Source organism: Mycolicibacterium vulneris (assembly GCF_002104765.1).
Taxonomy (GTDB): domain Bacteria; phylum Actinomycetota; class Actinomycetes; order Mycobacteriales; family Mycobacteriaceae; genus Mycobacterium; species Mycobacterium vulneris.
In genome coordinates, this window is sequence record NZ_NCXM01000017.1 from 81,337 (window position 1) to 104,261 (window position 22,925).

Sequence of the window (22,925 nt, forward strand, 5' to 3'; positions counted from 1 at the left end):
GATGCGAACGGGCCGGTGCACCCGAGCCCATATTTGCTGAACAGGGCACTGCAGTTGCACAAGTTAGGCTGCCCTGATTTGTAACTTTGGCAAACCTCGCCGCCATACGTACGACGCACAGCGAACGCCCGAAGTTCCCGCCGATTGCGGCTAGGCGTCCGGGCCCATGGCTGCGGCGGCGGCCTGCGCGAAGAGCTCAACGGCCTGATTGCGGCTCAGCGATGCCAGCAGCTGCGCCGCGGCGCGCATGGTGTCGCCCACCATCAGGGTGGGGCCGTTGCCGAGGTTCTCGAATGCCTCGGCGACGACGTCGGGCACGGCCGCCGCGTCCGGGGGCACCTCGTCGGGGGACCCGATCAGACCGCGGGTGTATTCGAGTTGGCGCAATGCCGGCGTGTTGGTCTTGCCCAGGATGAGGGCCAAAACGTCGACACCCTTGTCGTGGAGTTCGGCCCACAGCGCCTCGGCGAAGACCATGTCGAACGCCTTCGATGCGCCGTAGGCGACCATGTTCGCCCCGCCGGCCAGCCCGGCCCCGGAACCGAAGATGACGATGCCGCCGCTGCCTCGCGCCACCATCGCGGGGCGCGTAATGGTGACACAACTGCATGGGCACCATGCAGTTACGCTGCACCATCGCCTCGGCCGCTTCGATCGGATTGGCAAGGAAGGGCTCGAAATTGGGGTCGGCACCGGCGCAGTACACGAGCGTGCCGATCTCCAGGTCGCCGGTTGCCGCGGCCACCGCCGAGGCGGCACCCGGCTGCGCGAGATCGATTGCGGCGGTTCGGGTCTGCGCCGACGTCTTGGCCTCGATCTCGGCCGCGACGCGGTCGAGCGCGGCTTGCCGGCGGGCCAGCAGTACCACGTTGACACCGCGCTCGGCGAGCCCTTCGGCGAACGCCGCACCCACACCGTCGGAGGAGCCGGCCACCAATGCCCAGGGCCCGTATTTCGTCGCGAATGTCATCTACCCGCCTCCGACCGTCGTGATGCGAACCTGCGTGTAGCGCCGGCGGGCGATGCGCCACCCCGCCGGCGTGCGCACGATGTCGTCGTCGTAGAACCCGATCGCGTTGACACCAGAGTTGTTGTCGCCGGCCATGATCAGGCCGTCGATGTAGGTGCGCGCAGTGGCGTTGTCGCCGTCGAGGGTGATGGCCTGGTTGGTCAGGCGGTGCAGCGTGTGTCCCGCCAGGGCGTGCACCTGCTCCATGAAGTCGGCGACGGCGTCGACGCCGTTCCAGGTGCCGATCTCGCCGTAGTCCAGTTGGCAGTCGTCGGTGAAGACGGTACGGAACAGCGGCCAGTCGCGCCGGTCGATCCCCGTGGCATAGCGCACCAGCAGTTCGGAGATGTCCTGGCGGTCATCGCGTTCGCTCACGGGAGGTCTCCATTCGGGCGGACGACGATCCGGGGCGGGCCGTCGGACCTGCGGGCCTGATCGAGGGCCTCGGGCACCTCGTCGAGGCCGATGATCTTGCCGACGCTCGGCAGCGGGTCCAGCCGGCCCGCCCCGATGGCGTCCAGTGTGCCGTACCAGTCCTGCGGGTGCGGACCGCCGCCGAACTGAATCGTCACACCTTGCCGGGTGGCGGTGGTGATGTCGAGGGTGTCGCCGGTGTACCAGCCGCCCGCGCAGTAGATGCGGGTGCCCATTTCGGCGGATTCGACCAACTTCTGAATCAGCCCGGACGCGCCCACGCATTCGAATACGACTGCCGGCCCGGGCAATCCGCGGTGCGCGCGCACCTCGTTGAACGCATCGAACGGCGACTTCTCGCCCGGGTCGACCAGCACGTGCGCGCCGAAGCGGTCACGGGCCAGCTGGCGTCGGTCGGCCTTGTAGTCGGCTACGACGATGGGGTCGATGCCGCGGCCGGCCAGGGCCGCGACGGCCGAGAGCCCGATCGTTCCCGCACCGATGACGACGGGGATCTCGCCGGGCTGCAGCTGCGCCGAGCGCACGTAGAACTCGCCGACGGCGAACGCGTCGGTCAATGCCACGGCGTCGCTGGACACCTCGCCGGGGACGGGTTTGGCCGCCACCTCCGAAACCACCAGCAGCTCAGCAAAACTGCCCTGCGCCTCGGGATGCTGACCGATGATGCGCATTCCGCCGGCGCCGCCGTCGACCAGGCGCACCGGCATGGCCGTCACGCGCGTACCGACGGCGAACTGGTCGGTGCAGTTCGGCCCGTGCCCGACGACCTCGCCCACGAATTCGTGGCCGAGCACGATGTCGCGGCCGGTGTCGTACAGCGAGCGACCGGTCGGATCGTCAATGGCGAGTTCGGGATGGTCCATGAAATGCACGTCGGACGCGCAGATCGCGGTGCTCAACGTGCGCAGCAACAACTCACCCGGCCCGGGTTCGGGGTCCGGCGTCTCGCGGACCTGTAACCGACCGTCTCTTAACACCACAGCGCGCAAATGCACCAACTTTCTCGAATAATCGATATACAATCTCGGATGTTCGTACAACTGTAAAAACGCCGTCGTAAAGGAGTCAAGCGATTCGCGGTTCGACGTCAGCGCCGACCGCGCGCGTGCTCGATGTCGTCGAGCTGCTGGCGCGGTCCGGAAACGCGCGGCTGCGCTTCTCCGACGTGGTGCGCGAGCTGGATCTCACCCAGGCGACCGCGCACGCGATCCTGAAGACGCTGTGCGATCGCGGGTGGGCCAGTCGCGATCCGGTCGCCAAGACGTTCGCGCTCGGTCCCGCGCTCGCGGTGGTGGCCGCCCGCACGGACACCGCCCGGCCGCTCGCGCATGCGGCGCGGTCCGCGGCCCTGCGGCTGTCCCGGGAAGTCGGCTATGCCTGTTCGGTGGTCGAGAAGTTCGGTGATTCGTTGGTGGTCACCGCCTTTGAGGGTGAACCTGCCACGCAGCCGTCGGGGATTCCGGGTGATCGCATCCCGTACGCGCCGCCGTTCGGCGTGGCGATGGCGGCCTGGGACACCGAGGAGGAACAACGCGGGTGGATCCGGCGGGGCGCCGGTGACAATGCCGACCGGGCCCAGCGCCTGCAACAGGTCCTGGCGCACACGCGCGAACGGGGATTCGACGTCGACTGGACGACGCCGGCGCTCGCGCAGGCCGTGCAGGTGGTCGGCACCTTGGACAGCAGCGAGATGCCGATTCCGGTGCGCCACATCCTGGACCAGCTGCTGGTCGAGTTCACCACCATCGGATTTCTTTCCGACGACAACCCGGGCCGGCGCAAGCAGCCCGTGGTGACCATCGCCGCGCCGGTTTTCGACGAACGGGGACACGTGGCCCTGATGGTGGCCGTGCACCCGCTGTGCGCGCTGAGCGCGCGACAGATCCGCGACATCGGAAAACACCTGACCGACGAGACGGCCGCACTCAGCGGATCGCAACCGCAGATCGATACCGCCATGTAGCGCATCGCACACGCGATCGGACCCGTGCGTCGGGGTAGCCTCGCCCGGGAGGCGAAAAGTGGTGGCACATAACTATGTTGTGGACGAGCTGGCCGAATTCGTCGTCGGCGCGCGGCAGGCGGATCTGACCGGGCAGCCGCGCGCACTGTTGAAACGCAACGTGCTCGACAGCCTCGCGTGCGCCGTCGGTTCCCTGGACGGGGAACTCATCCCGACGATCCGTGACCACAGCGCCCAGTTCGGTGGCGCCCCCACGGCCACCCTGGTCGGTGGCGGGCGGGCGTCGGTGGACCAGGCCGCGTTCTTCAACGCGGTGCTGGTGCGCTATCCCGATCTGCTCGACACCTATCTGACCGTGGGCGGTCTCTGCCATCCCGCCGACAACCTCGGCGCCGTGCTGGCCGTGGCCGAGCACACCGGCGCCAGCGGGGCCGACTTCCTGCTGGCGCTGGCGATCGCCTACGAAATCCAATGCCGTTTCAGCGCAAAGGTTCCCGTGATGGCGCGCGGGCTCAACCACGCGCTGCAGCTGTCGATGTCGGTTGCGGCCGGCAGCGCAAAGCTACTGGGACTGAGCGCCGAACAGACCGCCAACGCCATCGCCGCCGCGACGGCCGACAACGTGTCGCTGGCGACAGTCCATGCCGAACCGGTGTCGAACTGGAAGGGCATCTCGCCGGCGATCACCGGTATGCGCGCCGTCTACACGACGATGCTGGCCGCGCGCGGCATCACCGGCCCCAAGTCGCTGTTCGAGGGCCCACACGGGCTGGTGCAGCTGTTCGACCAGCCCATCGATCTGCACACCGGCGACCGGAGCCTGCGCTGCGTCGAAGAGACGTACCTGAAGCAGTACTGCTCACTCATCCACGGCCAGGTCGTGATCGACGCCGTGCTGGCCGTTCGGACCGACAACGGTTTGCGCGGTCCGGACGTCGCCCGGGTCGTCCTCGAGGTCTTCCAGGGGGCATACGACTTCGCCGGTGGGGGCGCCTACGGCGACAAAGAACATCCGATCACCAAGGAGCAGGCCGACTACAACCTCAAGTACCTGACCGCGGTCGCCCTGCTCGACGGCGGCGTCGGCCCCGAACAGCTTGAGAATAAACGTGTTCTGCGAACCGACGTCCAGGACCTGTTGTCGCGCGTGGAGGTCAGGCCGGCCGACGATCTGACCGCCGACTATCCGCAACGCACGGCGGCGCGCGTGCACGTGGTCGCGAACGACGGGCGAGAGTTCAGCCGCGAGCAGTCGGATTACGAGGGATCACCAACCTGCCCGATGTCCTGGGAACGCGTCGTGGACAAGTTCGGTTGGCTTGCCGAACCCTTCTGTGACGAGCCGCTGCGTGACGACATCGTCGCCGCGGTGGCCCGTCTCGACGACATCGGAGTCGCCGAGCTCACCGGACTCCTCGGGTCGGTGCTTCCCACCGCCCGGTGCGCGCGCAGCGAGCCGCGCTTCTGACGCGCATCGTGCGCGCCCCCTTGCGTGGCCGACCGCCCGCCATGAATGATCCGGCCATGGGGAAAGAACACCGCCACAACCGGTGGGAGCTGGTCACCTGCGCCGTTGCCGGCCACGTCACCTATGCACCCGACGACAAGTCGCTCGCCGAGCGGCTGAGCGGTAACACCGGGCTGGGCGAAGTGTGGCGCTGCTTGCGGTGCGGCGAATTCACCGTCGGCGAGCCCCACGGACGCGGCCGCGCCGAGGACGCACCGATGATCATGCGCGGCAAGGCGTTACGTCAGGCCATCATCATCCGCATCCTCGCGGTGGAGCGCTTGTTCCGGGCGGTGGTGATCGCGCTGGCGGCCTACGCGGTGTGGAAGTTCCGCGGGGCGCGGGGCGCGATCCAGGCCACCCTCGATCGCGACCTGCCGATCTTTCGCACCGCGGGCTTCAAGGTCGACCAGATGACCATCGTGCACGAACTGGAGAAGGCGCTGGCCGCCAAGCCGTCCACCCTGGCCGTGCTCACCCTGATGCTGGCCGGCTACGCACTGATCGAGGTCGTCGAGGGGGTGGGCCTGTGGCTGCTGAAGCGCTGGGGCGAATACTTCGCGGTGATCGCCACCTCGGTCTTCTTGCCGCTCGAGATCCACGACCTGGCCAAGGGCATCACGATGACCCGGGTAGTGACCTTCACCATCAACGTCGCCGCGGTGATCTACCTGCTGGTCTCGAAACGACTGTTCGGGCTGCGCGGCGGCCGCCAGGCCTACGACGAGGAACGGCGTGGCGAGCAGCTGCTCGACGTCGAGAAGGCCGCGACGGCGAGCTGACCCGCCCGCCGGGCGCCGACGGTCATGCCCGCGTGTCCTTGGGCTGGATGAAGATGCCCTCGGCTTCCACGGTGACGCCGTCCTCGTCGGCCAGGTGGCCGACGGCGAAGATCTTTGCCCCATCGACGCGCTCGACGCGAGCCTCGGCCCGCAGTCGCCGGCCCAACGCCGTGGGACGCCGGTACCGCAGGGTCAGGGTGCCGGTGTACGCGGGCTTGTCGGGCTGATGGGCCGTCGCGCCGAGCACATGATCGAGCACCAGGGCACACACCCCGCCGTGAACGGTGTCCGGCGGGCCTTCGTAGGCGGCGCCGAGCACGAACTCCGACCACACCAGGCCGTCGGGATCGTGATGGATGACCAGCGGCGGCGCCATCGGGTTCCGCAGTCCCACCACCGCGTTGCCCCACGCAATGGTCTGGCCGTCGGGGGTGCGGTGCACGCCGAACGGCCCGGGTCGCAGCTCATCGCTCAGTTCGCTTGTCGCACTGTCGATTCTGGCTATCGCCGCCGCCACAGCCGTCGGCCCGGCTTCGGTGCGGATGCTGATGTCGAGGAGTCGGCGGACCGATTCGGCCAGCGGCGCGTAAACCGACTCGAGCTGGCTGAAATCGATGCAGGGCGTCGGGTCATGCACCTTGGCAACTTAACAGGGCGACCACTGGGTGGGCAGCGCCCGTCGGAGCGGCCCGTTGCCCGGGCATACTTCCCAGAGAACGGAGGAGTCAATGGGGACCTACGCCATTACCGGGTCGGCTTCCGGGATGGGCCGCGAGACCGCCCGGCGTCTTCGGGACAACGGGCACAGCATCATCGGTGTCGACATCAAGGACGCCGACGTGGTCGCCGACCTGTCGACGCCCGATGGGCGCAAAGCGGCGGCCGACCGCGTCGTGGAGCTCTCGGGCAACAGACTCGACGGTGCCGTTTTGGCGGCCGGCCTGGGCCCCAGCCCCGGCCGCATCCGCAAGATCGCTGCGGTCAATTACTTCGGGGTCGTCGAATTGCTCGCCGCCTGGCGTGCCGCGCTGGCAGCCACTGAACGCGCGAAAGTCGTTGTCGTCGGTAGTAATTCGACAACCACCATACCCGCCGTGCCGCGCCGTGCGGTCAGAGCGCTGCTCGCCCACGACGCCGATAAGGCGGTGCGAACGGTGCGGCTATTGGGTCCGGCCGCGCCAACGATGATGTACGGGGCGTCCAAGATCGCGGTCAGCCGTTGGGTGCGGCGACACGCGGTGCGTCCGGAGTGGGCCGGGGCGGGAGTGCGCCTGAACGCGCTGTCTCCCGGCGCGATCATGACACCGCTTTTGCAGGAGCAGTTGTCGGACCCGAGGCAGGCCAAGGCCGTCCGGTCGTTCCCGGTCCCGGTAGGCGGCTTCGGTGACGCAGGGCACATGGCCGACTGGATGTGCTTCATGCTGTCGGACGCCGCCGATTTCCTATGTGGCAGTGTAGTATTCGTAGACGGCGGTACCGACGCATATTTCCGCCCCGATGACTGGCCGAAGGCCTTGCCCGCCCACCGATTGCCCGGTTATCTGCGCAGGTTCAAGGGTTTTCACTAGCCGCACCATTGCGTGACTTCCGTTGCGTCACGGATGTGTCGTACACCACAAATCGGCTTTTCGTGGCGTTTACCGCGGCGCGACGCCCTAGTAAAACGGGTGCGGTGCGATTGAATGATTCGGCGCACATGCCGAAAGAACAAAGGACTAATCGTGGCAACACTTCCGGCCTGGGTCAGCCAGGCTCCCGCCACTGTCGACGTGGTCGCGCCACTGAAGGCGCGCGCGTTCGGTGTAGTGCACGCGGTGCTCAGAAGCGGGCGGCGCCCGGTGGACCCGGGCCCGCGCCTGATGCCCAAAGGCGTCGAACGCTGCTGACGGCGCCGTCGCCGATCCCCGCGAAAGCCTGGCCGAGATCCGGCGGGCAGCCGAAGACGTCCTACCGGGGGCCCGCATCCGTCGAGGGCTTTACTACAGGTACCGCCTGCGCTGGCGAAACGCCTGACGCCGCCGCCCGATCGCGTTCACGCCGCCGGGCCCGGGAGGCCCGCAGATTGACGGCGTTGCCGCACGTCTTGACGTCGTGCCAGACGCCGCTGTTGTTCTTCGAGCGGTCGTAGAACGCCGACCCGCACCGGTGGTTGCGGCAGTGCTTGATCCGCCGCCAGGTGCCGGCGTGCTGGCTCAACAGGATCTCGCCCCACAGTGCCGACGCGAGCCAGCGCCAGCCGCTGCCGGCGGGATCCAGCCGCACCTCACCGGACTCGGACAGCGCGAAGGATGCCGCGACGCCGCCGGGACCGCGCCCATTCGGCGCTTCGCCGTCCACCAGCTGCTCAATGCCGGCACGCACGGCGCGAAGCCTGGCGAGGTCCGCATCGCCCAGCTCCGGGGGCTCCAGGTCCGCGCCGCGTGCGGCCGACCACGCCCGCACCGCGGCGGCCGCCCAGTCGGCGGCGAGCTTCGGGTCGGCCAGTAGGTCGGGCCCGTACCCGTCGATGGCCCTCGTGTTCAGGAAGTCCTGGACCAGGCCCAGGCCGCCGGGTGCCGCGGCGCACCCGTATCGCTGTGACGCAACCCACGGAAAAGACATAGCCAAATATTAGTTGACTGTGTCATCCGGGTCAATTAACGTGACGCACGCAAAGCAGTGTTGCCTAAGTCGAAGGAGCGAGATCATGGTCAACGTCAAGGGGTCGACGGTGGTGGTCACCGGTGGACAACGCGGGCTCGGCAAGGCCATCGTGGCGGAGTTGTTGGAACGCGGCGCGGCCAAGGTCTACGCCACCGCCCGGGCGCCGCAGCCTAGTCCGGACCCGCGCGTGGTCAGCGTCGAATTGGAGGTCACCGACGCGGATTCGGTTGCCGCGCTGGCGGTCACGGCATCGGACGCCGACATCGTCATCAACAACGCCGGTGTGCTCGGCGCCCGGAGCCTGCTTACCAGCGACATCGACGAGGTGCGGGCGGTTTTCGAGACGAACTACTTCGGCGCGCTGCGCGTCGCCAAGGCGTTCGCCCCGGTCCTGGCCGACAACGGCGGTGGCGCACTGGTCGACATCGCCTCGATCCTGTCGTGGATGCCCGGATCCGGCGGGTATGGCGACTCCAAGGCCGCACTGTGGTCGACGACGAATTCGCTGCGCATCGAGCTCGAGAAGCAGGGCACCCTGGTGGTCGCCGCGCACCTCAGCTTCACCGACACCGAGATGACCTCCGCCTTCGACGCACCGAAGAACGACCCGCGCCAGGTGGCGCGCGCGATTGTCGACGGCATCGAGGCGGATGACACCGAGGTGCTGGCCGACGACGACACCCGCTACGTCAAGGCGGCGCTCTCCGGACCGATCGAGGCGCTGCCGCGGATGGGGTGACCCAGGCCCTTGCGGTGGCTCACTACTGGTCGGAGCACAGACCACCGGGTTGTCCCGGCACGACCACCGTCGCACGCGCGCGCCGGCGCGGCGATGCCAAAGGCGCCAACGGGCCGGCCCAAAGTCACCGGAGCATCGACCGGCCGGGCGTGTTTGGATAGCACCATGTCGGATTCGGAACTCGATCGCGTCGTGAGCGCCACCCGCGTGGTGTCGGCGAACGCCGCCCGGATTTTCGAGCTGATCGCCGATCCGTCGCGCCAGCCGAGCTGGGACGGCAACAACAATTTGGCTTCGGCCGCCGCCGGCCAGCGCGTTCATCGGGTCGGCGACATCTTCAAGACCACGCTGACCAACGGTGCGGTGCGGGAGAACCACGTCACCGAGTTCGTCGAGGGCAGCAAGATCGCTTGGCGCCCAGCCGAACCCAACAAGCAGCCACCGGGCCACCTGTGGCGCTGGGAGCTCAGCCCGGTCAACGCCGAGCTGACCACGGTGACCCACACCTACGACTGGACGGAGCTGGCCGACGCCACCCGCCTCGAGCGGGCCCGTGCGACGACGGCCGACATGTTGCGCGAGTCGATGGACCGGCTCGCCCTGCTGGCGCAAAACCTCGAGAAGTAGCAGTCAAACCCGGCCCCGGGATGCGTGCGGGTCGGTAACGTCTCACCCATGCTGTTCGCAGCATTGCGGGATATGCAGTGGCGAAGGCGGCGCCTGGTGATCGCGATCATCAGCACCGGGCTGGTTTTCGCCATGACCCTGATCATGATCGGGCTGGGCAACGGTTTTCGAGTCGAGGCCGAGCGCGCGGTCGACTCGATGGGCGTCGACGCGTTCGTGATCAAGTCCGGCGCCGCGGGACCGCTCCTGGGAGCCACGCCATTCGCCGAAGCCGAATTGAGCCAGGTGGCCGCCGCGCCCGGCGTCACCGCTGCGGCGCCACTGGCCTGTGCGGCGACGACGGTCGTCGAGGGCACGACGAGGCGAAGCGTCACCGCGTTCGGGTCGCCGGAGCGCGGACCGGGCATGCCGCACATGTCGCGAGGCCGCGCACCATCGACGCCGGACGAGGTCGCGGTCTCCAGCACCCTGGGCCGGCAGGTAGGTGAGGACCTGACGGTCGGTGCGCGCACGCTGCGGATCGTCGGCATCGTGCCCAACTCCACAGCACTGGCCAAGACACCCAACATTTTCCTGACCACGCAGGGCTTGCAGCGCTTGTCATACAACGGGCAGCCAACGGTCACATCGATCGCGATCAAGGGCACACCCGAGCAGGTGCCGGCCGGCTACCAGCTCGTCGGCCGGAGCGCCGGCATCAACGACCTGCTGCGCCCCGAGCTCGTCGCCATGGGCGCGATCACGATCGTGGCCGCGATGATGTCGGTCGTGGCGGTGCTGATCGTCGGATCGGTGGTGTACCTCTCCGCGCTCGAGCGGCTGCGCGACTTTGCGGTGTTCAAGGCCATCGGTGTGCCGACACGGTCGATCTTGGCAGGGCTCGCGCTGCAGGCCGTCGTCGTCGCGCTGCTCGCGGCGCTGCTGGGCGTCCTGTTTTCGGCGTTGCTTGGGCCGGTGTTCCCGATGATCGTCGTGGTCCCCTCCAGTGCTTATGTGGCGATACCGTTTGCCGCGGTCGTGATCGGCCTGCTGGCCAGCCTCGCCGGCTTCAGGCGTGCGGTCGCCGTCGATCCGGCGCTCGCATTTGGAGGTCCCTGAGCGATGAGCGATCTGAGTATCAAGGATCTTGTCGTTGAATATTCCAGCGGCGGGTACGCCGTTCGGCCGATCAACGGTTTGAACCTCGAAGTGCCGGCCGGGTCGCTCGTGATCCTCCTCGGGCCCAGCGGCTGCGGGAAGACGACGTTGTTGTCCTGTCTTGGCGGCATTCTGCGGCCCAAGGCCGGGGCCGTCGAGTTCGATGGCGTCGACGTCACCAAGCTGGAGGGTGGTGCCTTGGCGCACTACCGGCGCGACAAGGTGGGCATCGTGTTCCAGGCGTTCAACTTGGTGCCGAGCCTCACCGCCCTGGAAAACGTGATGGTTCCGCTGCGTGCGGCCGGTAACTCGCGCGCGGCCGCACGCAAGCGGGCCGAGGAACTACTGGCCAGGGTCAACCTCGAAGAGCGAATGAAACACCGCCCGGGTGACCTGAGCGGCGGGCAGCAGCAGCGCGTCGCGGTCGCGCGCGCGATCGCCCTGGATCCGATGTTGGTCCTCGCCGACGAACCGACCGCTCACCTCGACTTCATCCAGGTGGAGGAGGTGTTGCGGCTGATCCGCTCGCTTGCGCAGGGTGACCGCGTGGTGGTCGTGGCCACTCACGACAGCCGGATGCTGCCGCTGGCCGACCGTGTCGTCGAGATGGCGCCGGCGGTCTCGTCGACGAATCGACCCCCTGAAACCGTGCGGCTGACGGCCGGCGAGATGTTGTTCGAGCAATGCACGATGGGCGAGCTGATCTACCTTGTCTCCGACGGCGAACTCGATATTCTGCGCGAATTAGCCGACGGCGGTGAGGAATTGGTCAAGGTGGCCAAGCCGGGCGACTACTTCGGCGAAATCGGCGTGCTGTTTCACATGCCGCGCTCGGCGACGGTGCGCGCCCGCACCGACGCGACCGTCATCGGCTACACCGCCCAGGCGTTCCGCGAGCGGCTCGGTGTCTCGGGGTTAGGCGAGCTGATCGAGCACCGGGAGCTTGCCAGCGGCTGATTGGCGGCGATTCAGCCCTTCTTGGCGCGCACCCACTGAAACGTGCCGAGGTTCTTCACTCGCACGCTGGCAAAACCGTTGTCCTCCAAGGCATCGCCGATTTCGTCGTCGCTGAACGCGTGCGCGCCGACATTCGGCAGCAGCTGCCAGTACCGGGCCAGCCGGCCGGCGGTCGGGACCATGACGGCCAGCCTGCCGCCGGGCCGCAGCACGCGCGCGATCTCGGCGAGGGCGACCGCCGGATCCGGCACCAGTTGCAGCACCGCGGTCGACACCGCGACGTCAATAGTGCCGTCGCGCAGCGGAAGTCGTTGTGCGTCGGCCTTGATGAAGCCGACCTGCGGCCCGGCCTCATTGCGCACGGCGCGGGCGAGCATCGGCTCGGAGATATCGACTCCAAGGCCCAGCCCCTCCGGGCCGGCGGCACGCGCCAGCGACGCGGTGACGTTGCCCGGACCCGAACCGACATCCAGCGCGATGCCCCCCTGCGGAACGTCCAACCACTCCAGCGGCAGTTGCCACGCGCTGATCCAGCGCCGGGAAAGCGCTTGGGCGTTGTCGTAGAGCATCGATCCGATCGGTGACGCCCACGCCGCCTGGATCGGACCGGTGTTCTTCTCGACGCCGCCGTCCTGGCCCGCGCCGAGCAGGTCGAGATAACCCCGGCTCACGTCGGGATCGGCCGGCGGGTCGATGAGTAGGTCCAGCGCTCGCCGGAGCGCGGGAGGCAGCGAGATGTGCACGTCGGTCATGCGTACTCCTTCGATCAAATGCCAAGCCAGACGCCAGGAATCGAACGGTAAGCCGCGAAGCCTCGGCTCCGGTAAGTCCCCGTCCGCAGCCTACGCCGAGGCCCCCGACGCTTCGATCGCTGCGAGTTGACCGCCTGGTTACCGGCGGACGACGGCGTGCTCGCGGACCAGGGCGTACAGCCGCCAGTAACCGGGCACGCCCTTGAGCGCGCTCTCGCCGCGGTCGCCGAACCTGTGCCGGGAGCCGGTGACGATGTCGCGTAGCGTGGACGACACCAGTACCTCGCTGGGCCCGGCAAGCGCCGCTACGCGAGCGGCGATGTGTACGGCCATGCCCGCGACGTCCGTGCCGCGCACCTCGACCTCGCCGGCGTGAATGCCGACCCGCACCTCGATGCCCAGTACGTGAACGTCGTCCACGATGGCGTCGGCGCAGGCGATCGCCGCGCTTGGGCTGCTGAACGTTGCGACGAATCCGTCTCCAGCCGTGTTGACTTCGCGGCCACCGAAGCGCTGCAGTTCGTGGCGCACGATCCTGTCGTGGTTGTCCAGCAGGTCGAGCCAGCGGTGGTCACCCAGGGCCGCGGCGCGCTCGGTGGATCCGACGATGTCGGTGAACATGATCGTGGTGAGCAGCCGCTCGGCGTCGGAGCCGCCACGCACCCCGGTGATGAACTCTTCGATCTCGTCGAGCATGGGCGCGGTGTCGCCGACCCAGTACAGGGCGTCCTCGCCGGGCAGTTCGACGAGGTGCGATTCGGCGATGTGCTCGGCGAGGTAGTGCGCGTGCTCGACGGGGCTGAAGCCGGGGTTGTCGCGATGCAGGATCAGCGTCGGCACCGTGACGCGAGGCAGCCGGTCGCGGACATCGCCCTCCCTGACCTTATTGATGAACGCACGGGCCATGCTGGGTGACGCGGCCCGGTTGCCGGCCATGTCCCACCACGAGCGGAACGCGGCGTCATTCGCCATGGAGGGCGCGATGATGCCGAGCATGTCGAAACCCTGCTCGACGGCGTCCGGCTCCATCCCGACCGACGTGAATCGCTCGGCGGCATCGAGCTCGGCGCCGATGGGGTAGTCGGGACCCCGCAGCGTTCGCGCGGCGCCGTTGGCGATGACCAGGCTGTTCACTCGATCGGAGTGGTCGGCGGCGAGAACCACACCGGCCAGCGTGGTGAAACCCGGGGCGAAGACAGTGGCTCGCTCGCAACCGACCGCGTTCATGACCGCGATCGCATCCTGCGCCCACGATTCCGGGCCCAGCATGTCCAGCGAGGGAACCCGGGACGACAGGCCGATCCCGCGCTGATCGAAGCGGATCACCCGGCAGAACGACGCGAGCCGGCGATGGAAGCGGTACATCGACGGCTCGAGGTCGACGCAGTCGATCGGGATCAGCGGGCCCGGCAGCATGAGCAGGTCCATCGGACCATCGCCGAAGACCTGATAGGCGATGTCGATCTCGCCGCAACTGGCGTACCGGGTCCGCGGAGCCGCAGAACTCCCAGCCACGACTCAAGGCTAGTGCAGGGTGTCGACAATTCGAGGCCCGTTAGCAGGCCTGCCGATGATCGGAACCAGATAGCGCGCGGCGTACTCGCGCACCGCAGCCGGGTCCGACGTGTCGAGCCGGTCGGTGGGAAAGACGATGATGCCGAGGGCGACGCGCAGCAGGATGTCGGCGATGTTGTCCAGGTCGGGCTCGGCCAGGTCGGCGCCGCATCGCCGCAGGGTATGGGCGATGCCGTCGGCGAACTGGCGAATCGGGAAGGCCTGCGACCGGGAGAACATGCCGAACAGCTCGGGTTCGCTTTCGGCGATCCGCGAATACAGCGGCGAGTCCTGCACCAGGCGCACCCCGAGCGCGAACGCCTCGATCACCGCCTGTCGCGGATCGCAGCCCGTGGTCGCCCGGTCCAGGGTGCTGAAGAAGAGCCCGGCCTCGCGCCGCACCACGCGGGCGAACAGGTTCTCCTTGGTCGGGAAGCGACGGTAGATCGTGCTGCGGCTGACCCCGGCCCGGGCGGCGATGTCGTCGATGTTGGCGCGGCGCACGCCGTAGGTCTCGAACACGCTGCGCGCGGTGTCCAAGATCGTGCGATCGAGATCGGTGAGCGCATCGGCACTGGCAGAGCCCGGTTCGGGCTGCATGATTGGCGGCATCGTATCAACTCCTCGGCGGGGTCACCGCCGGCTTTCCGGGCGCTCGGGAGCCGCCGTGCACCGCCGGCGAGCGATTGCTAGGCTCTGAAACAAAGATACGTATTTGTGTCATTGATTCACAACGTCTGGCGCGACGAGGAGGTGGGCATGACCGCCCAGAACGACGAGCTGACCGCACCGAGCGCGGGGTCGCGGTTCGACACCGGCGTTCGCGAAGCGATGCCCATGCCGATCGACGACGAGGCTGCCAACACCGCACCGCGGCTGGGTCCGGATTCGTTGATCTGGAAGTTTTACGGGGACAACCGGACTCAGCTCTTCGGATTCCAGCGCACCGCCGGGGTGGAGAACTGCATCGAACAACTCGCCCAGGGCGTGCTGGACCACTCCGTCATCTTCAGCGACACGCTGGGCCGGGCCAAGCGGACAGCGCCGCCCCTGATGAACACCGTCTACTCCGACGAACCCCACGAGTGGGGCCGCAAGGTGCGCGACTTCCACAAAACGATCAAGGGCACCATCAGCGACGGCTCGAGGTACCACGCGCTGAATCCGGAGCTGTTCTACTGGGCGCACGCCAGCTTCGTCGACCAGGTCATCTACAACACCGACACGTTCATCCGCAGGCTGTCGCGCGCGGAGAAGGAACAGATCTTCAACGAGGGCAAGCTCTGGTACAGCCTGTACGGCGTCAGCGACCGCGGACAACCGCAGACCTACGACGATTTCCTGGCCTACTGGGGCGAGATGCTCGACCGGTTCGTCCCGCACAAGACCGTGCTCTACGGCACCGGCTACATCCGCAAGGGCATCCCCGGCCCGCGCCGGATTCCCAAGCCGGTGTGGAAGATCCTGTCGGCGCCGCTGAACGCCTACACCCGGCTGGTCGTGGTCGGCACCCTGCCGCCCCAGATGCGCGAGGTGTGCCAGCTGCAGTGGGACGCCAAGAAGGAGAAGCGCTTTCAGCGCTTCGCCGCGGCCATCCGGGCGCTCAACCCGCTGTTCAACCGGCTGCCCGTCCGGGTGCTCTACACGAGCTGGGCGGCCGCGGCGTGGCAGCGCGCCGGCGTCGACCCGCGCGCGCTGCACAACCGGCCGGCCGCGTAACGGATTACTCGTCGCCCGCGTTTGTCGTGACACCGCGCGGGTGCATAGGGCATCGTGGTTAGCCGGCTCCGCATTGGGGCATTCCGCTCCGTCGGCCGAATGGGCCGGTCGAGCGAGCCGATGGCAGGGCGACCCGAAGGAGAACCGCGATGCAAATGACCGGCAATACCGTTCTGGTCACCGGTGGCGGCAGCGGCATCGGCCGCGGCCTGGCCGAGTCTTTCCACCGCTTGGGCAACCAGGTGATCATCGCGTCCCGGCGCAGCGACCATCTGCGGGCCGTGGCCGAGGCCAACCCGGGCATGCAGACCCTGTCGCTCGATCAGGGTGACCCCGCCGACATCCGGCGATTCGCCACCGAGCTGACCGACCGCTACCCAGACCTCAACGTGGTGGTCAACAACGCTGGGATTCAGCGGGTAGAGGACCTGACCGGCAGCAACGTCGGCCTGGCCGAACAGAGCATCGTCGTCAACCTCCTGGGCCCCCTCCGGTTGACCTCGGCCCTGCTGCCGGCGCTGCTGCGCAAGCCCCACGCCACGATCCTCAACGTCACGTCCGGGCTGGCCTTCATGCCCAGCGCGCTCACCCCGACCTACTGCGCCGCCAAGGCGGCGCTGCACTCCTACACCGAGTCGCTGCGGTTCCAGCTGCGCGACACCTCGGTGCAGGTGATCGAGATCATCCCGCCGCACGTGCAGACCGCGCTGCAGGGCGAGCGGGGATTCGACCCCCGGGCGATGCCGCTGGAGGACTACATCACCGAGACGATGACGCTGCTGCAGACGCAGCCGGACGCCAAGGAGATCGTGGTGGAGCGCGTCAAGATGTTCCGGTACGCCGAGCGTGACGGCACCTACGACGACATCTATCCGCGTTTCAACGAGGCGATCACCGCCCTGCTCGGCAGTTAGGCTCGCGCGGCGTGCCTAGCCCGGCTACCTCCGCGATCCGGCATGGCGCTGAACATCACGTGCACGCCGATGAAACTCCTTGTGAAATAAGGCGATAAAGCGATACCAGGACGTGAGTGAAGGCCCGGTGTCCTTGGCGTAGCGGTCCGCGATGGGACAAGATCGAGGACATGGCCGAAGTCGACCTCTCCCTGTTGGACGTCCCGCGCGCGGCACCGGTCGAGGATGCCGAGGCCTATCTGCGCGCGGCGATCGCCTGGCACTTCGGTGACGACACCGGGTCGCCGTTCTGGCTGCGGACCGCCGGCGCACTGGACTTCAACCCGTTGACCGACATCAACACCTTTGCCGATCTGCGGTTGTTTCCCAACCTAGTCAACGAATTGCGCAGCGTCCCAGTGGAGGATCTCATTCCACGCGGTTACCTCGCCCAGGGATCCGCGCCACCGGTGCCCCAGATCTTCGAATCCGGCGGCACCACCGGCGCCCCGAAACGCACTGCGCAACTGCCGGATTGGGTCGCGCAGATCATCGAATGGCAAACCGAGGACTTCGCCACGGGCGGCTTCCGGCAGGGCCAGGGCTTTCTCTGCCTGATGCCGAGCGGGCCACACGGCGTCGGCTACTTCTCCCGGCTGGTGTCGCAGCGGCTCGGCGCGGCCTTCCACGCGATCGACATCGATCCGCGCTGGGTCAAAAGGATCGCCGCCCGCGCCGCCGACGTGGCGGCCTACGTCGACCACGTCGTCGAGCAGGCCGTCTTCGTGTTGCAGACTCAGAACGTCGCCAATCTGCAGACCACCCCGCCGCTGCTGGAAGCCATGGCCCGCGACGATCGGGTGGTCGAGCTGGTCAACGACAAGATCCGCTACCTGCTGCTCAGCGGCGCGCATGTGGATGCCGACACACTCGACGTGCTGCGCGGCATCTTCCCCGCGACCACGATCACCATGGCGTTCGGCAGCACCATGGTGCTGTCGCAGGCGGTGACCCGAACCGTCGACGGCGACACATTCGTCTTCGACCCCCGCACCCCGTACGTGGTGTTCTGGGTGGTCGATCCCGACACCGGGGAGCGGGTTCCCTACGGGCAGCAGGGCCAAGTGGTGATGAACCACGTCAGCAAGGGCATGTTCATACCGAACAACCTGGAGCGCGACCTGGCGATCAGGATGCCCGGGCCGGCGGGCGAACTCAGTGACTCGGTCAGCGAGGTGCGGCCGGTGGCCACCTTCGAGGGCGAGGCCGTCATCGAAGGCGTGTACTGAGCGTGGCGGGTGAAAACATCGGCGCCGCAACCGGTTTAGTAGCGCTGGACGCGCTCGGCGCTGACGGCGAGTACCGGACCCGCAACAGCGACGTGATCACCACCACCGCGGGCGTCGCCGTCGCGGAGCTGAGCATGGTTCCGCCGCTCTACGTTTCGCGCACGCTGGGCGCGCAGCGCAAGGCCGCACCGCTGCCGCTCGCCCAGCGCGCGGCGGCGCTGTCCCGGGCGGCCGACATCTTCAGCAGCGGCGTGGTAGCCGGACTGGATTTCGAGGCCTATGTCGGGTTGGCGAGCCGGATCTCGGGCATGCCGATCGCCATCACCCGCGCCGGGGCGCGGGGCGTGGCCGACGCGGTCGCCAGCGCGTTCGATGCGGTGCGACCGGCTCAGCCGGTGGGGGCGACGCTGGACTGGCGCGACGAGCGCACCCGCGCGGGCGGCGCGCTGTGGGTGCGCCGGGGTGAAGTGTTCGCCGTGCACGCGGCCGGAAACGGCCCCGGCGTCCATGGGCTCTGGCCCCAGGCGCTGGCGCTGGGCTACCGGGTCGCGGTGCGCCCATCGCGGCGCGAACCGCTGACGGCGCATCGGCTGGTGTGCGCGCTGCGGCAGGCCGGGTTTCGCGCCGAGGACGCCGTCTATCTGCCCACCGACCATGCCGGGGCCGACGAAATCATCCGGTCCGCCGACCTCGCCATGGTCTACGGCGGCCAGGACGTGGTCGACAAGTACGCCGGCGATCCGGCGGTGATCGTGAACGGACCGGGGCGCACCAAGATCCTGATCACCGCCGACCGGGACTGGCGTGACCATCTGGACGTCATCGTCGATTCGATCGCCAACCACGGCGGCATGGCGTGCGTCAACACCACCGCGGTGCTCTGCGAGGGCGACGCCACCGCTCTAGCTCGGGCGATCGCCGAACGACTGGCGGCCATCGAGCCACTGCCCACCGACGACGAGCGGGCGAACCTGCCCACTCAGCCCGTCGAGAAGGCGCGCGCCCTGGCAAACTTCCTGGCGGCCAAGGCCGCCGGGTCAACCCCGCTGCTCGGCGCCGATCAGGTGGTCGCCGACCTCGGGGACGGCTATGCCGCGCTGCGCCCCGCCGTCCATCTGCTGGCCGAACCCGACGTCGACACACTCAACCTCGAGCTGCCCTTCCCGTGCGTGTGGGTGTCGGCCTGGACGCGCGAGGCCGGAATGCGGCCGTTGCGGCATTCGCTCGTCGTCACCGCGATCACCGGCGACGAGACGCTGATCGACGATCTGGTCGCCGAACCGACCGTCGGCAACGTCTACTGCGGACACCATCCGACGTGGTTGCACGCACCGCACATTCCGCACGACGGATTCCTGGCTGACGCCCTGATGCGCAACAAGGGCTTCATCAGGGATTAGCCGGGAATCCCCGTCGGGCCGTTACTCTCCGAAGCCGCCGTGCGGCGACGCGACCGACTGTGCGCCGGGCCCGCCCGTACCCAAGTGGCTGGAGGCGAAGGCGACTCCCTTGTCGATCATCGCGCCGTCGTCGGCGTAGGTGTCGTGTGCGGCGAAGTTGAGACCGTCGGAGCAGACCGGGTCCTCGGTGGCGCACACCTTGACCGTCTTGTCCTGGTAGAGCGGGCCGATGACCACGGGCGGTTCGTTGAGGAAGTTCATCGCCCGCACGTTGGGCATGCCGAACAGCACGACCGAGGAGACGTGGCTGGCCACGTCGGGGCTGAGCGGTTTGGGCACGGTGTTGGGGTCGATGCCGTCGGGCACGGCGGCCGAGGTGACAAAGCCCATGACGGCCGCGCCCTGCGAGTAGCCGCCGAGCACCATCTTGGTGTTGGGGCAGTCGTGGGCCATCGAATTGACGTGCGCGCCCGCGTCTCTGACGCCGTCGATGCCGGTATCCCATTGGTCGCTGGCGGGGTAGTTGACCGGATACACATCGAACGACCGCCCGCCGACGCGCTGATGCAGCGCATCGACGAAGGCCTGACCGGTGGGGCCGACCCCCGGCGCTTCACCGGTGCCACGGGCGAACACCACTTGCACGTCCGGACACTGGGCCGAGGCAGAGGGGATAACGGAAGTGGACAAGGCCGACACGGCCACGCCCGACGCTGCGAGAACTACTGCTGAACCGAGGGAACGAACTAATTGACGCGCAATCATGCCGCCATTGTGCCCAGCCAACACGCCCCCTAAACACCCGAAACACCGAAATTACCGTGGTCTCATAAAATAACCGCCGCTGATGCGGACGGGCTGAGATTGGTTGTGCGCGGCGCTCATCACGGGTGAGCGCTCGGGCGGCCGCCGCCCACCCGTCGCCGGGGTCGCTCGGGAGCCGTCTTCGCCGGGGCGGAGCGCGGGCCCGGACTGCAATGTGGTCTGCTACTTGAAGTTACCGGACCGGGGTACGGTGAAGCAGCCGCCGACCCCGGCAAGCGGCTCGAGTGAATGCGGCAGCGAAGTTGAACGCAATAGCGCAGGCCCTGAACACGGTCACGGACCACGTGGCCAACCCGGCCCGGGTATCGGACCCGGACAAGTTGCGGGACACCGTCCTCGGCAAGACCGTCTTGGTGACGGGCGCCTCCTACGGCATCGGTGAGGCGACCGCGCGCAGCCTGGCCGCGGCGGGGGCGACCGTCGTGGTGGTCGCCCGGTCCGAGGAACGGCTCCGCGACCTCGCGGCGTCGATCAACGCCGGCGGAGGTCGCGCGGTCGCCTACCCGACCGACCTCACCGACGAATCCGCGGTGAGCGCCCTGACCAAGCAGATCACCGAGGAGCACGGCCCGCTCGACATCGTGGTGAGCAACGCTGGCAAGTCATTGCGCCGCTCGCTGCATGACCAGTACGACCGGCCGCACGACTTCCAGCGCACCATCGACATCAACTACCTGGGGCCGGTGCGGCTGCTGCTCGGGCTGCTGCCGGCCATGCGCGGCAACGGCAGCGGGCACATCGTGAACGTGTCGAGCGTCGCGGTACGGGTGGCGCCGGGTCCGCAATGGGGTGCCTATCAGGCGTCCAAGGGCGCCTTCGACCGGTGGTTGCGCAGCGTCGCGCCGGAGCTGCATACCGACGGCGTCGATGTCACCACCGTCTACTTCGCGCTGGTCCGCACCAGGATGATCGCGCCCACCCCGCTGCTGGGCAGCCTTCCGGGACTCTCACCTGACGAAGCCGCCGACGCCATCGCCAAGGCGATCATCGAGCGGCCCCGGACCATTGCGCCGCCTTGGGTGCTGCCGGCCGAGTTGGCCTCGGTGCTGCTGGCCGGGCCCGCCGACTACGCGGCCCGGCTGTGGCATCGCCGGTTCTTCAGCGAGCCCGACACCGACGAGGCCGACGATGGCGAATGATCGCGTGGTCCCCACCGCCGCCCGGGCCCTGCTGCGCTCCGGTCTGCTCACCCCGCCGGCGCCGCTCGCGGGTTTCCGGCTCCTGCGCGAGGTTCGCCGGGGCGGCACCAATCCCTACACGTTGCTGGCGGTCACCACCGCCCGTTGGCCCGACCGGACCGCGATCGTCGACGACGACGGCGCGCTGACCTATCGCCAGCTGCAGCGAGCGACCGAGTCGCTGGCCCGGCGGCTGGCCGCCGAAGGCGCTGCACCCGGGCAGGCTATCGGGGTTATGTGCCGCAACGGACGCGGTTTCGCAGCGGGCGTTTTCGCCGCGGCCCTGCTGGGCGCCGACGTCGTGCCGATGAGCACGGAGTTCCGCAGCGACGCGCTGGCGGCCGCCGTCGAGGCCCACCGCATCTCGACCGTGGTCGTCGACGCTGAATTCGCCGAGCGGGTCCGGAGTGCGGACGACTCGGTCGTCACGGTCGATCCGGCGACGGTCGGCACCGACGAAGGCGCTCGCCCGGACGTCGCCACCCCCGGCCGCATCGTGCTGCTGACGTCGGGCACCACCGGGAAGCCCAAGGGCGTGCCGCGCACACCGCAGATGCGCTCGGCGGTGGGCGTGTGGGTGACGATCCTCGATCGCACCCGGTTGCGCACAGGTTCGCGGATTTCGGTGGCAATGCCCATGTTTCACGGGCTGGGACTAGGCATGCTGATGCTGACCTTCGCGCTCGGGGGCACCGTCCTGACCCGCCGTGAGTTCGACGCCGAGGCCGCGCTGGCCCAGGCGTCGCTGCACCGCGCCGACGCCTTCACCGCGGTGCCGGTTGTGCTCGCGCGAATCCTGGAGCTGCCCGAGCAGGTGCGGGAGCGAAACCCGCTGCCCTACTTGCGCACGGTGATCTCCAGCGGCGACCGCCTCGACCCCACTCTGGGCCAGCGGTTCATGGACGCCTATGGCGACATCCTCTACAACGGCTACGGCTCCACCGAGGTCGGCATCGGCGCGCTGGCCACGCCGGCGGATCTGCGCGAGGCCCCCGAAACCGTCGGGAGGCCCGTCGTCGGGTGCCCGGTGCGCATCTTCAACAAGAACGACAAGCCGGTCGGGCCGCGGGTCACCGGGCGGATCTTCGTCGGCGGCGAATTGACCAGCGAGGGCTACACCGATGGCGCGGCGAAAGCCGTTGTCGACGGCATGACCAGCACGGGTGACATGGGCTATCTGGACAACGCCGGCCGGCTCTTCATCGTCGGCCGCGAAGACGACATGATCATCTCCGGCGGCGAGAACGTGTATCCGCGTGCGGTCGAGAATGCGCTGGCCCAGCACCCCGCCATCGCCGACAACGCGGTCATCGGGGTCCCCGACGAACGGTTCGGTCAGCGCCTGGCGGCGTTCGTGGTCGCGCAGCCGGGCGGCGAGATCGACGTGGCCGAGCTGCGCGAGTACCTGAAGGGCCGGGTCTCTCGCTTCGAACAGCCCCGCGACATCAACGTCGTCGACAGCATCCCGCGCAACCCCGCCGGCAAGGTGCTGCGCAAAGAACTGTCCGACTGACGG

The 22,925-nt window shown here is 68.3% G+C and carries 23 protein-coding genes and 1 pseudogene; 15 read left to right on the plus strand and 9 right to left on the minus strand.

All coding sequences use genetic code 11. The annotated features are described in order from the left end of the window. Positions 1–150 precede the first annotated feature (150 nt). The 3 genes and pseudogenes from B8W69_RS17360 to B8W69_RS17370 all read right to left on the minus strand — a co-directional run bounded on the left by B8W69_RS17360 (position 151) and on the right by B8W69_RS17370 (position 2,424). Positions 151–970 (minus strand): annotated as a pseudogene (locus tag B8W69_RS17360) (SDR family NAD(P)-dependent oxidoreductase). Next, positions 971–1,384: a nuclear transport factor 2 family protein gene (locus B8W69_RS17365; RefSeq protein ID WP_085291040.1), complete on the minus strand. Its 414-nt coding sequence runs from the start codon at positions 1,382–1,384 to the stop codon at positions 971–973. Then, positions 1,381–2,424, minus strand: coding sequence for a zinc-binding dehydrogenase (locus B8W69_RS17370; protein ID WP_085291041.1), 1,044 nt, complete (start codon positions 2,422–2,424; stop codon positions 1,381–1,383). The genes B8W69_RS17365 and B8W69_RS17370 overlap by 4 nt, the downstream gene beginning before the upstream one ends. A 125-nt stretch (positions 2,425–2,549) precedes the next feature. Here B8W69_RS17370 and B8W69_RS17375 point away from each other — a divergent pair, with 125 nt between their 5' ends. From B8W69_RS17375 to B8W69_RS17385, 3 genes are all read left to right on the plus strand, one after another. Then, complete coding sequence (locus B8W69_RS17375) at positions 2,550–3,407, plus strand: helix-turn-helix domain-containing protein (RefSeq protein ID WP_085291042.1); 858 nt, start codon at positions 2,550–2,552, stop codon at positions 3,405–3,407. 79 nt (positions 3,408–3,486) lie between these two features. Beyond that, positions 3,487–4,875: an MmgE/PrpD family protein gene (locus tag B8W69_RS17380; protein ID WP_085291043.1), complete on the plus strand. Its 1,389-nt coding sequence runs from the start codon at positions 3,487–3,489 to the stop codon at positions 4,873–4,875. 56 nt (positions 4,876–4,931) lie between these two features. Further along, positions 4,932–5,696, plus strand: coding sequence for a DUF2127 domain-containing protein (locus B8W69_RS17385; RefSeq protein ID WP_085291089.1), 765 nt, complete (start codon positions 4,932–4,934; stop codon positions 5,694–5,696). Positions 5,697–5,718: 22 nt separating this feature from the next. Here B8W69_RS17385 and B8W69_RS17390 read toward each other — a convergent pair whose 3' ends face one another. Next, positions 5,719–6,333 (minus strand): PaaI family thioesterase, encoded by a 615-nt coding sequence (locus tag B8W69_RS17390; protein WP_085291044.1) that lies wholly within the window; start codon positions 6,331–6,333, stop codon positions 5,719–5,721. Positions 6,334–6,424: 91 nt separating this feature from the next. Between B8W69_RS17390 and B8W69_RS17395 the strand changes: the two genes are divergently transcribed. Together B8W69_RS17395 and B8W69_RS30675 are read left to right on the plus strand one after the other, a co-directional pair. Then, positions 6,425–7,264 (plus strand): SDR family oxidoreductase, encoded by an 840-nt coding sequence (locus B8W69_RS17395; RefSeq protein ID WP_085291045.1) that lies wholly within the window; start codon positions 6,425–6,427, stop codon positions 7,262–7,264. 153 nt (positions 7,265–7,417) lie between these two features. Then, a complete protein-coding gene (locus tag B8W69_RS30675; RefSeq protein WP_165762635.1) occupies positions 7,418–7,582 on the plus strand; it encodes a hypothetical protein in 165 nt (54 codons plus the stop codon). 61 nt (positions 7,583–7,643) lie between these two features. Here B8W69_RS30675 and B8W69_RS17400 read toward each other — a convergent pair whose 3' ends face one another. Further along, positions 7,644–8,234, minus strand: coding sequence for a CGNR zinc finger domain-containing protein (locus tag B8W69_RS17400; protein ID WP_085291090.1), 591 nt, complete (start codon positions 8,232–8,234; stop codon positions 7,644–7,646). A 148-nt stretch (positions 8,235–8,382) separates the two neighbouring features. On the opposite strand from B8W69_RS17400, the gene B8W69_RS17405 reads away from it, so the two are divergent. The 4 genes from B8W69_RS17405 to B8W69_RS17420 all read left to right on the plus strand — a co-directional run bounded on the left by B8W69_RS17405 (position 8,383) and on the right by B8W69_RS17420 (position 11,799). After that, positions 8,383–9,078 (plus strand): SDR family oxidoreductase, encoded by a 696-nt coding sequence (locus B8W69_RS17405; RefSeq protein ID WP_085291046.1) that lies wholly within the window; start codon positions 8,383–8,385, stop codon positions 9,076–9,078. A 165-nt stretch (positions 9,079–9,243) separates the two neighbouring features. Next, positions 9,244–9,705 (plus strand): SRPBCC family protein, encoded by a 462-nt coding sequence (locus B8W69_RS17410; RefSeq protein ID WP_085291047.1) that lies wholly within the window; start codon positions 9,244–9,246, stop codon positions 9,703–9,705. 48 nt (positions 9,706–9,753) lie between these two features. Then, complete coding sequence (locus tag B8W69_RS17415; protein WP_085291048.1) at positions 9,754–10,803, plus strand: ABC transporter permease; 1,050 nt, start codon at positions 9,754–9,756, stop codon at positions 10,801–10,803. A 3-nt stretch (positions 10,804–10,806) separates the two neighbouring features. Further along, positions 10,807–11,799, plus strand: a complete 993-nt coding sequence (locus tag B8W69_RS17420) for an ABC transporter ATP-binding protein (protein WP_085291049.1) — start codon at positions 10,807–10,809, stop codon at positions 11,797–11,799. 11 nt (positions 11,800–11,810) lie between these two features. On the opposite strand, the gene B8W69_RS17425 is transcribed toward B8W69_RS17420, so the two are convergent. The 3 genes from B8W69_RS17425 to B8W69_RS17435 all read right to left on the minus strand — a co-directional run bounded on the left by B8W69_RS17425 (position 11,811) and on the right by B8W69_RS17435 (position 14,705). After that, on the minus strand, positions 11,811–12,551 hold the full coding sequence (locus B8W69_RS17425) for a methyltransferase domain-containing protein (RefSeq protein WP_085291050.1): 741 nt from the start codon (positions 12,549–12,551) through the stop codon (positions 11,811–11,813). Between the two features lie 138 nt (positions 12,552–12,689). Next, positions 12,690–14,066: a bifunctional lipase/adenylate cyclase LipJ gene (lipJ, locus tag B8W69_RS17430; RefSeq protein WP_085291051.1), complete on the minus strand. Its 1,377-nt coding sequence runs from the start codon at positions 14,064–14,066 to the stop codon at positions 12,690–12,692. A 9-nt stretch (positions 14,067–14,075) separates the two neighbouring features. Next, the gene (locus B8W69_RS17435) at positions 14,076–14,705 is read right to left on the minus strand and encodes a TetR/AcrR family transcriptional regulator (RefSeq protein WP_085291091.1); all 630 of its coding nucleotides are present in this window, start codon (positions 14,703–14,705) and stop codon (positions 14,076–14,078) included. Between the two features lie 159 nt (positions 14,706–14,864). Here B8W69_RS17435 and B8W69_RS17440 point away from each other — a divergent pair, with 159 nt between their 5' ends. The 4 genes from B8W69_RS17440 (at position 14,865) to B8W69_RS17455 (ending at position 19,406) form a co-directional block, all read left to right on the plus strand. Beyond that, entirely contained in the window at positions 14,865–15,824 is a 960-nt protein-coding gene (locus tag B8W69_RS17440; RefSeq protein WP_085291092.1) for an oxygenase MpaB family protein, read from the plus strand. A 149-nt stretch (positions 15,825–15,973) separates the two neighbouring features. Next, the gene (locus B8W69_RS17445) at positions 15,974–16,738 is read left to right on the plus strand and encodes an SDR family oxidoreductase (protein ID WP_085291052.1); all 765 of its coding nucleotides are present in this window, start codon (positions 15,974–15,976) and stop codon (positions 16,736–16,738) included. A 170-nt stretch (positions 16,739–16,908) separates the two neighbouring features. After that, entirely contained in the window at positions 16,909–18,006 is a 1,098-nt protein-coding gene (locus tag B8W69_RS17450; RefSeq protein ID WP_085291053.1) for an acyl-CoA synthetase family protein, read from the plus strand. Between the two features lie 2 nt (positions 18,007–18,008). Next, positions 18,009–19,406 (plus strand): aldehyde dehydrogenase family protein, encoded by a 1,398-nt coding sequence (locus B8W69_RS17455; protein ID WP_085291054.1) that lies wholly within the window; start codon positions 18,009–18,011, stop codon positions 19,404–19,406. 21 nt (positions 19,407–19,427) lie between these two features. On the opposite strand, the gene B8W69_RS17460 is transcribed toward B8W69_RS17455, so the two are convergent. Continuing rightward, entirely contained in the window at positions 19,428–20,171 is a 744-nt protein-coding gene (locus B8W69_RS17460; RefSeq protein ID WP_085291055.1) for a cutinase family protein, read from the minus strand. Between the two features lie 302 nt (positions 20,172–20,473). Here B8W69_RS17460 and B8W69_RS17465 point away from each other — a divergent pair, with 302 nt between their 5' ends. After that, a complete protein-coding gene (locus B8W69_RS17465; RefSeq protein WP_439330625.1) occupies positions 20,474–21,370 on the plus strand; it encodes an SDR family NAD(P)-dependent oxidoreductase in 897 nt (298 codons plus the stop codon). Beyond that, a complete protein-coding gene (locus B8W69_RS17470; protein ID WP_085291057.1) occupies positions 21,360–22,922 on the plus strand; it encodes an AMP-binding protein in 1,563 nt (520 codons plus the stop codon). Before B8W69_RS17465 ends, B8W69_RS17470 begins: the two co-directional genes overlap by 11 nt. Positions 22,923–22,925: the final 3 nt, after the last annotated feature.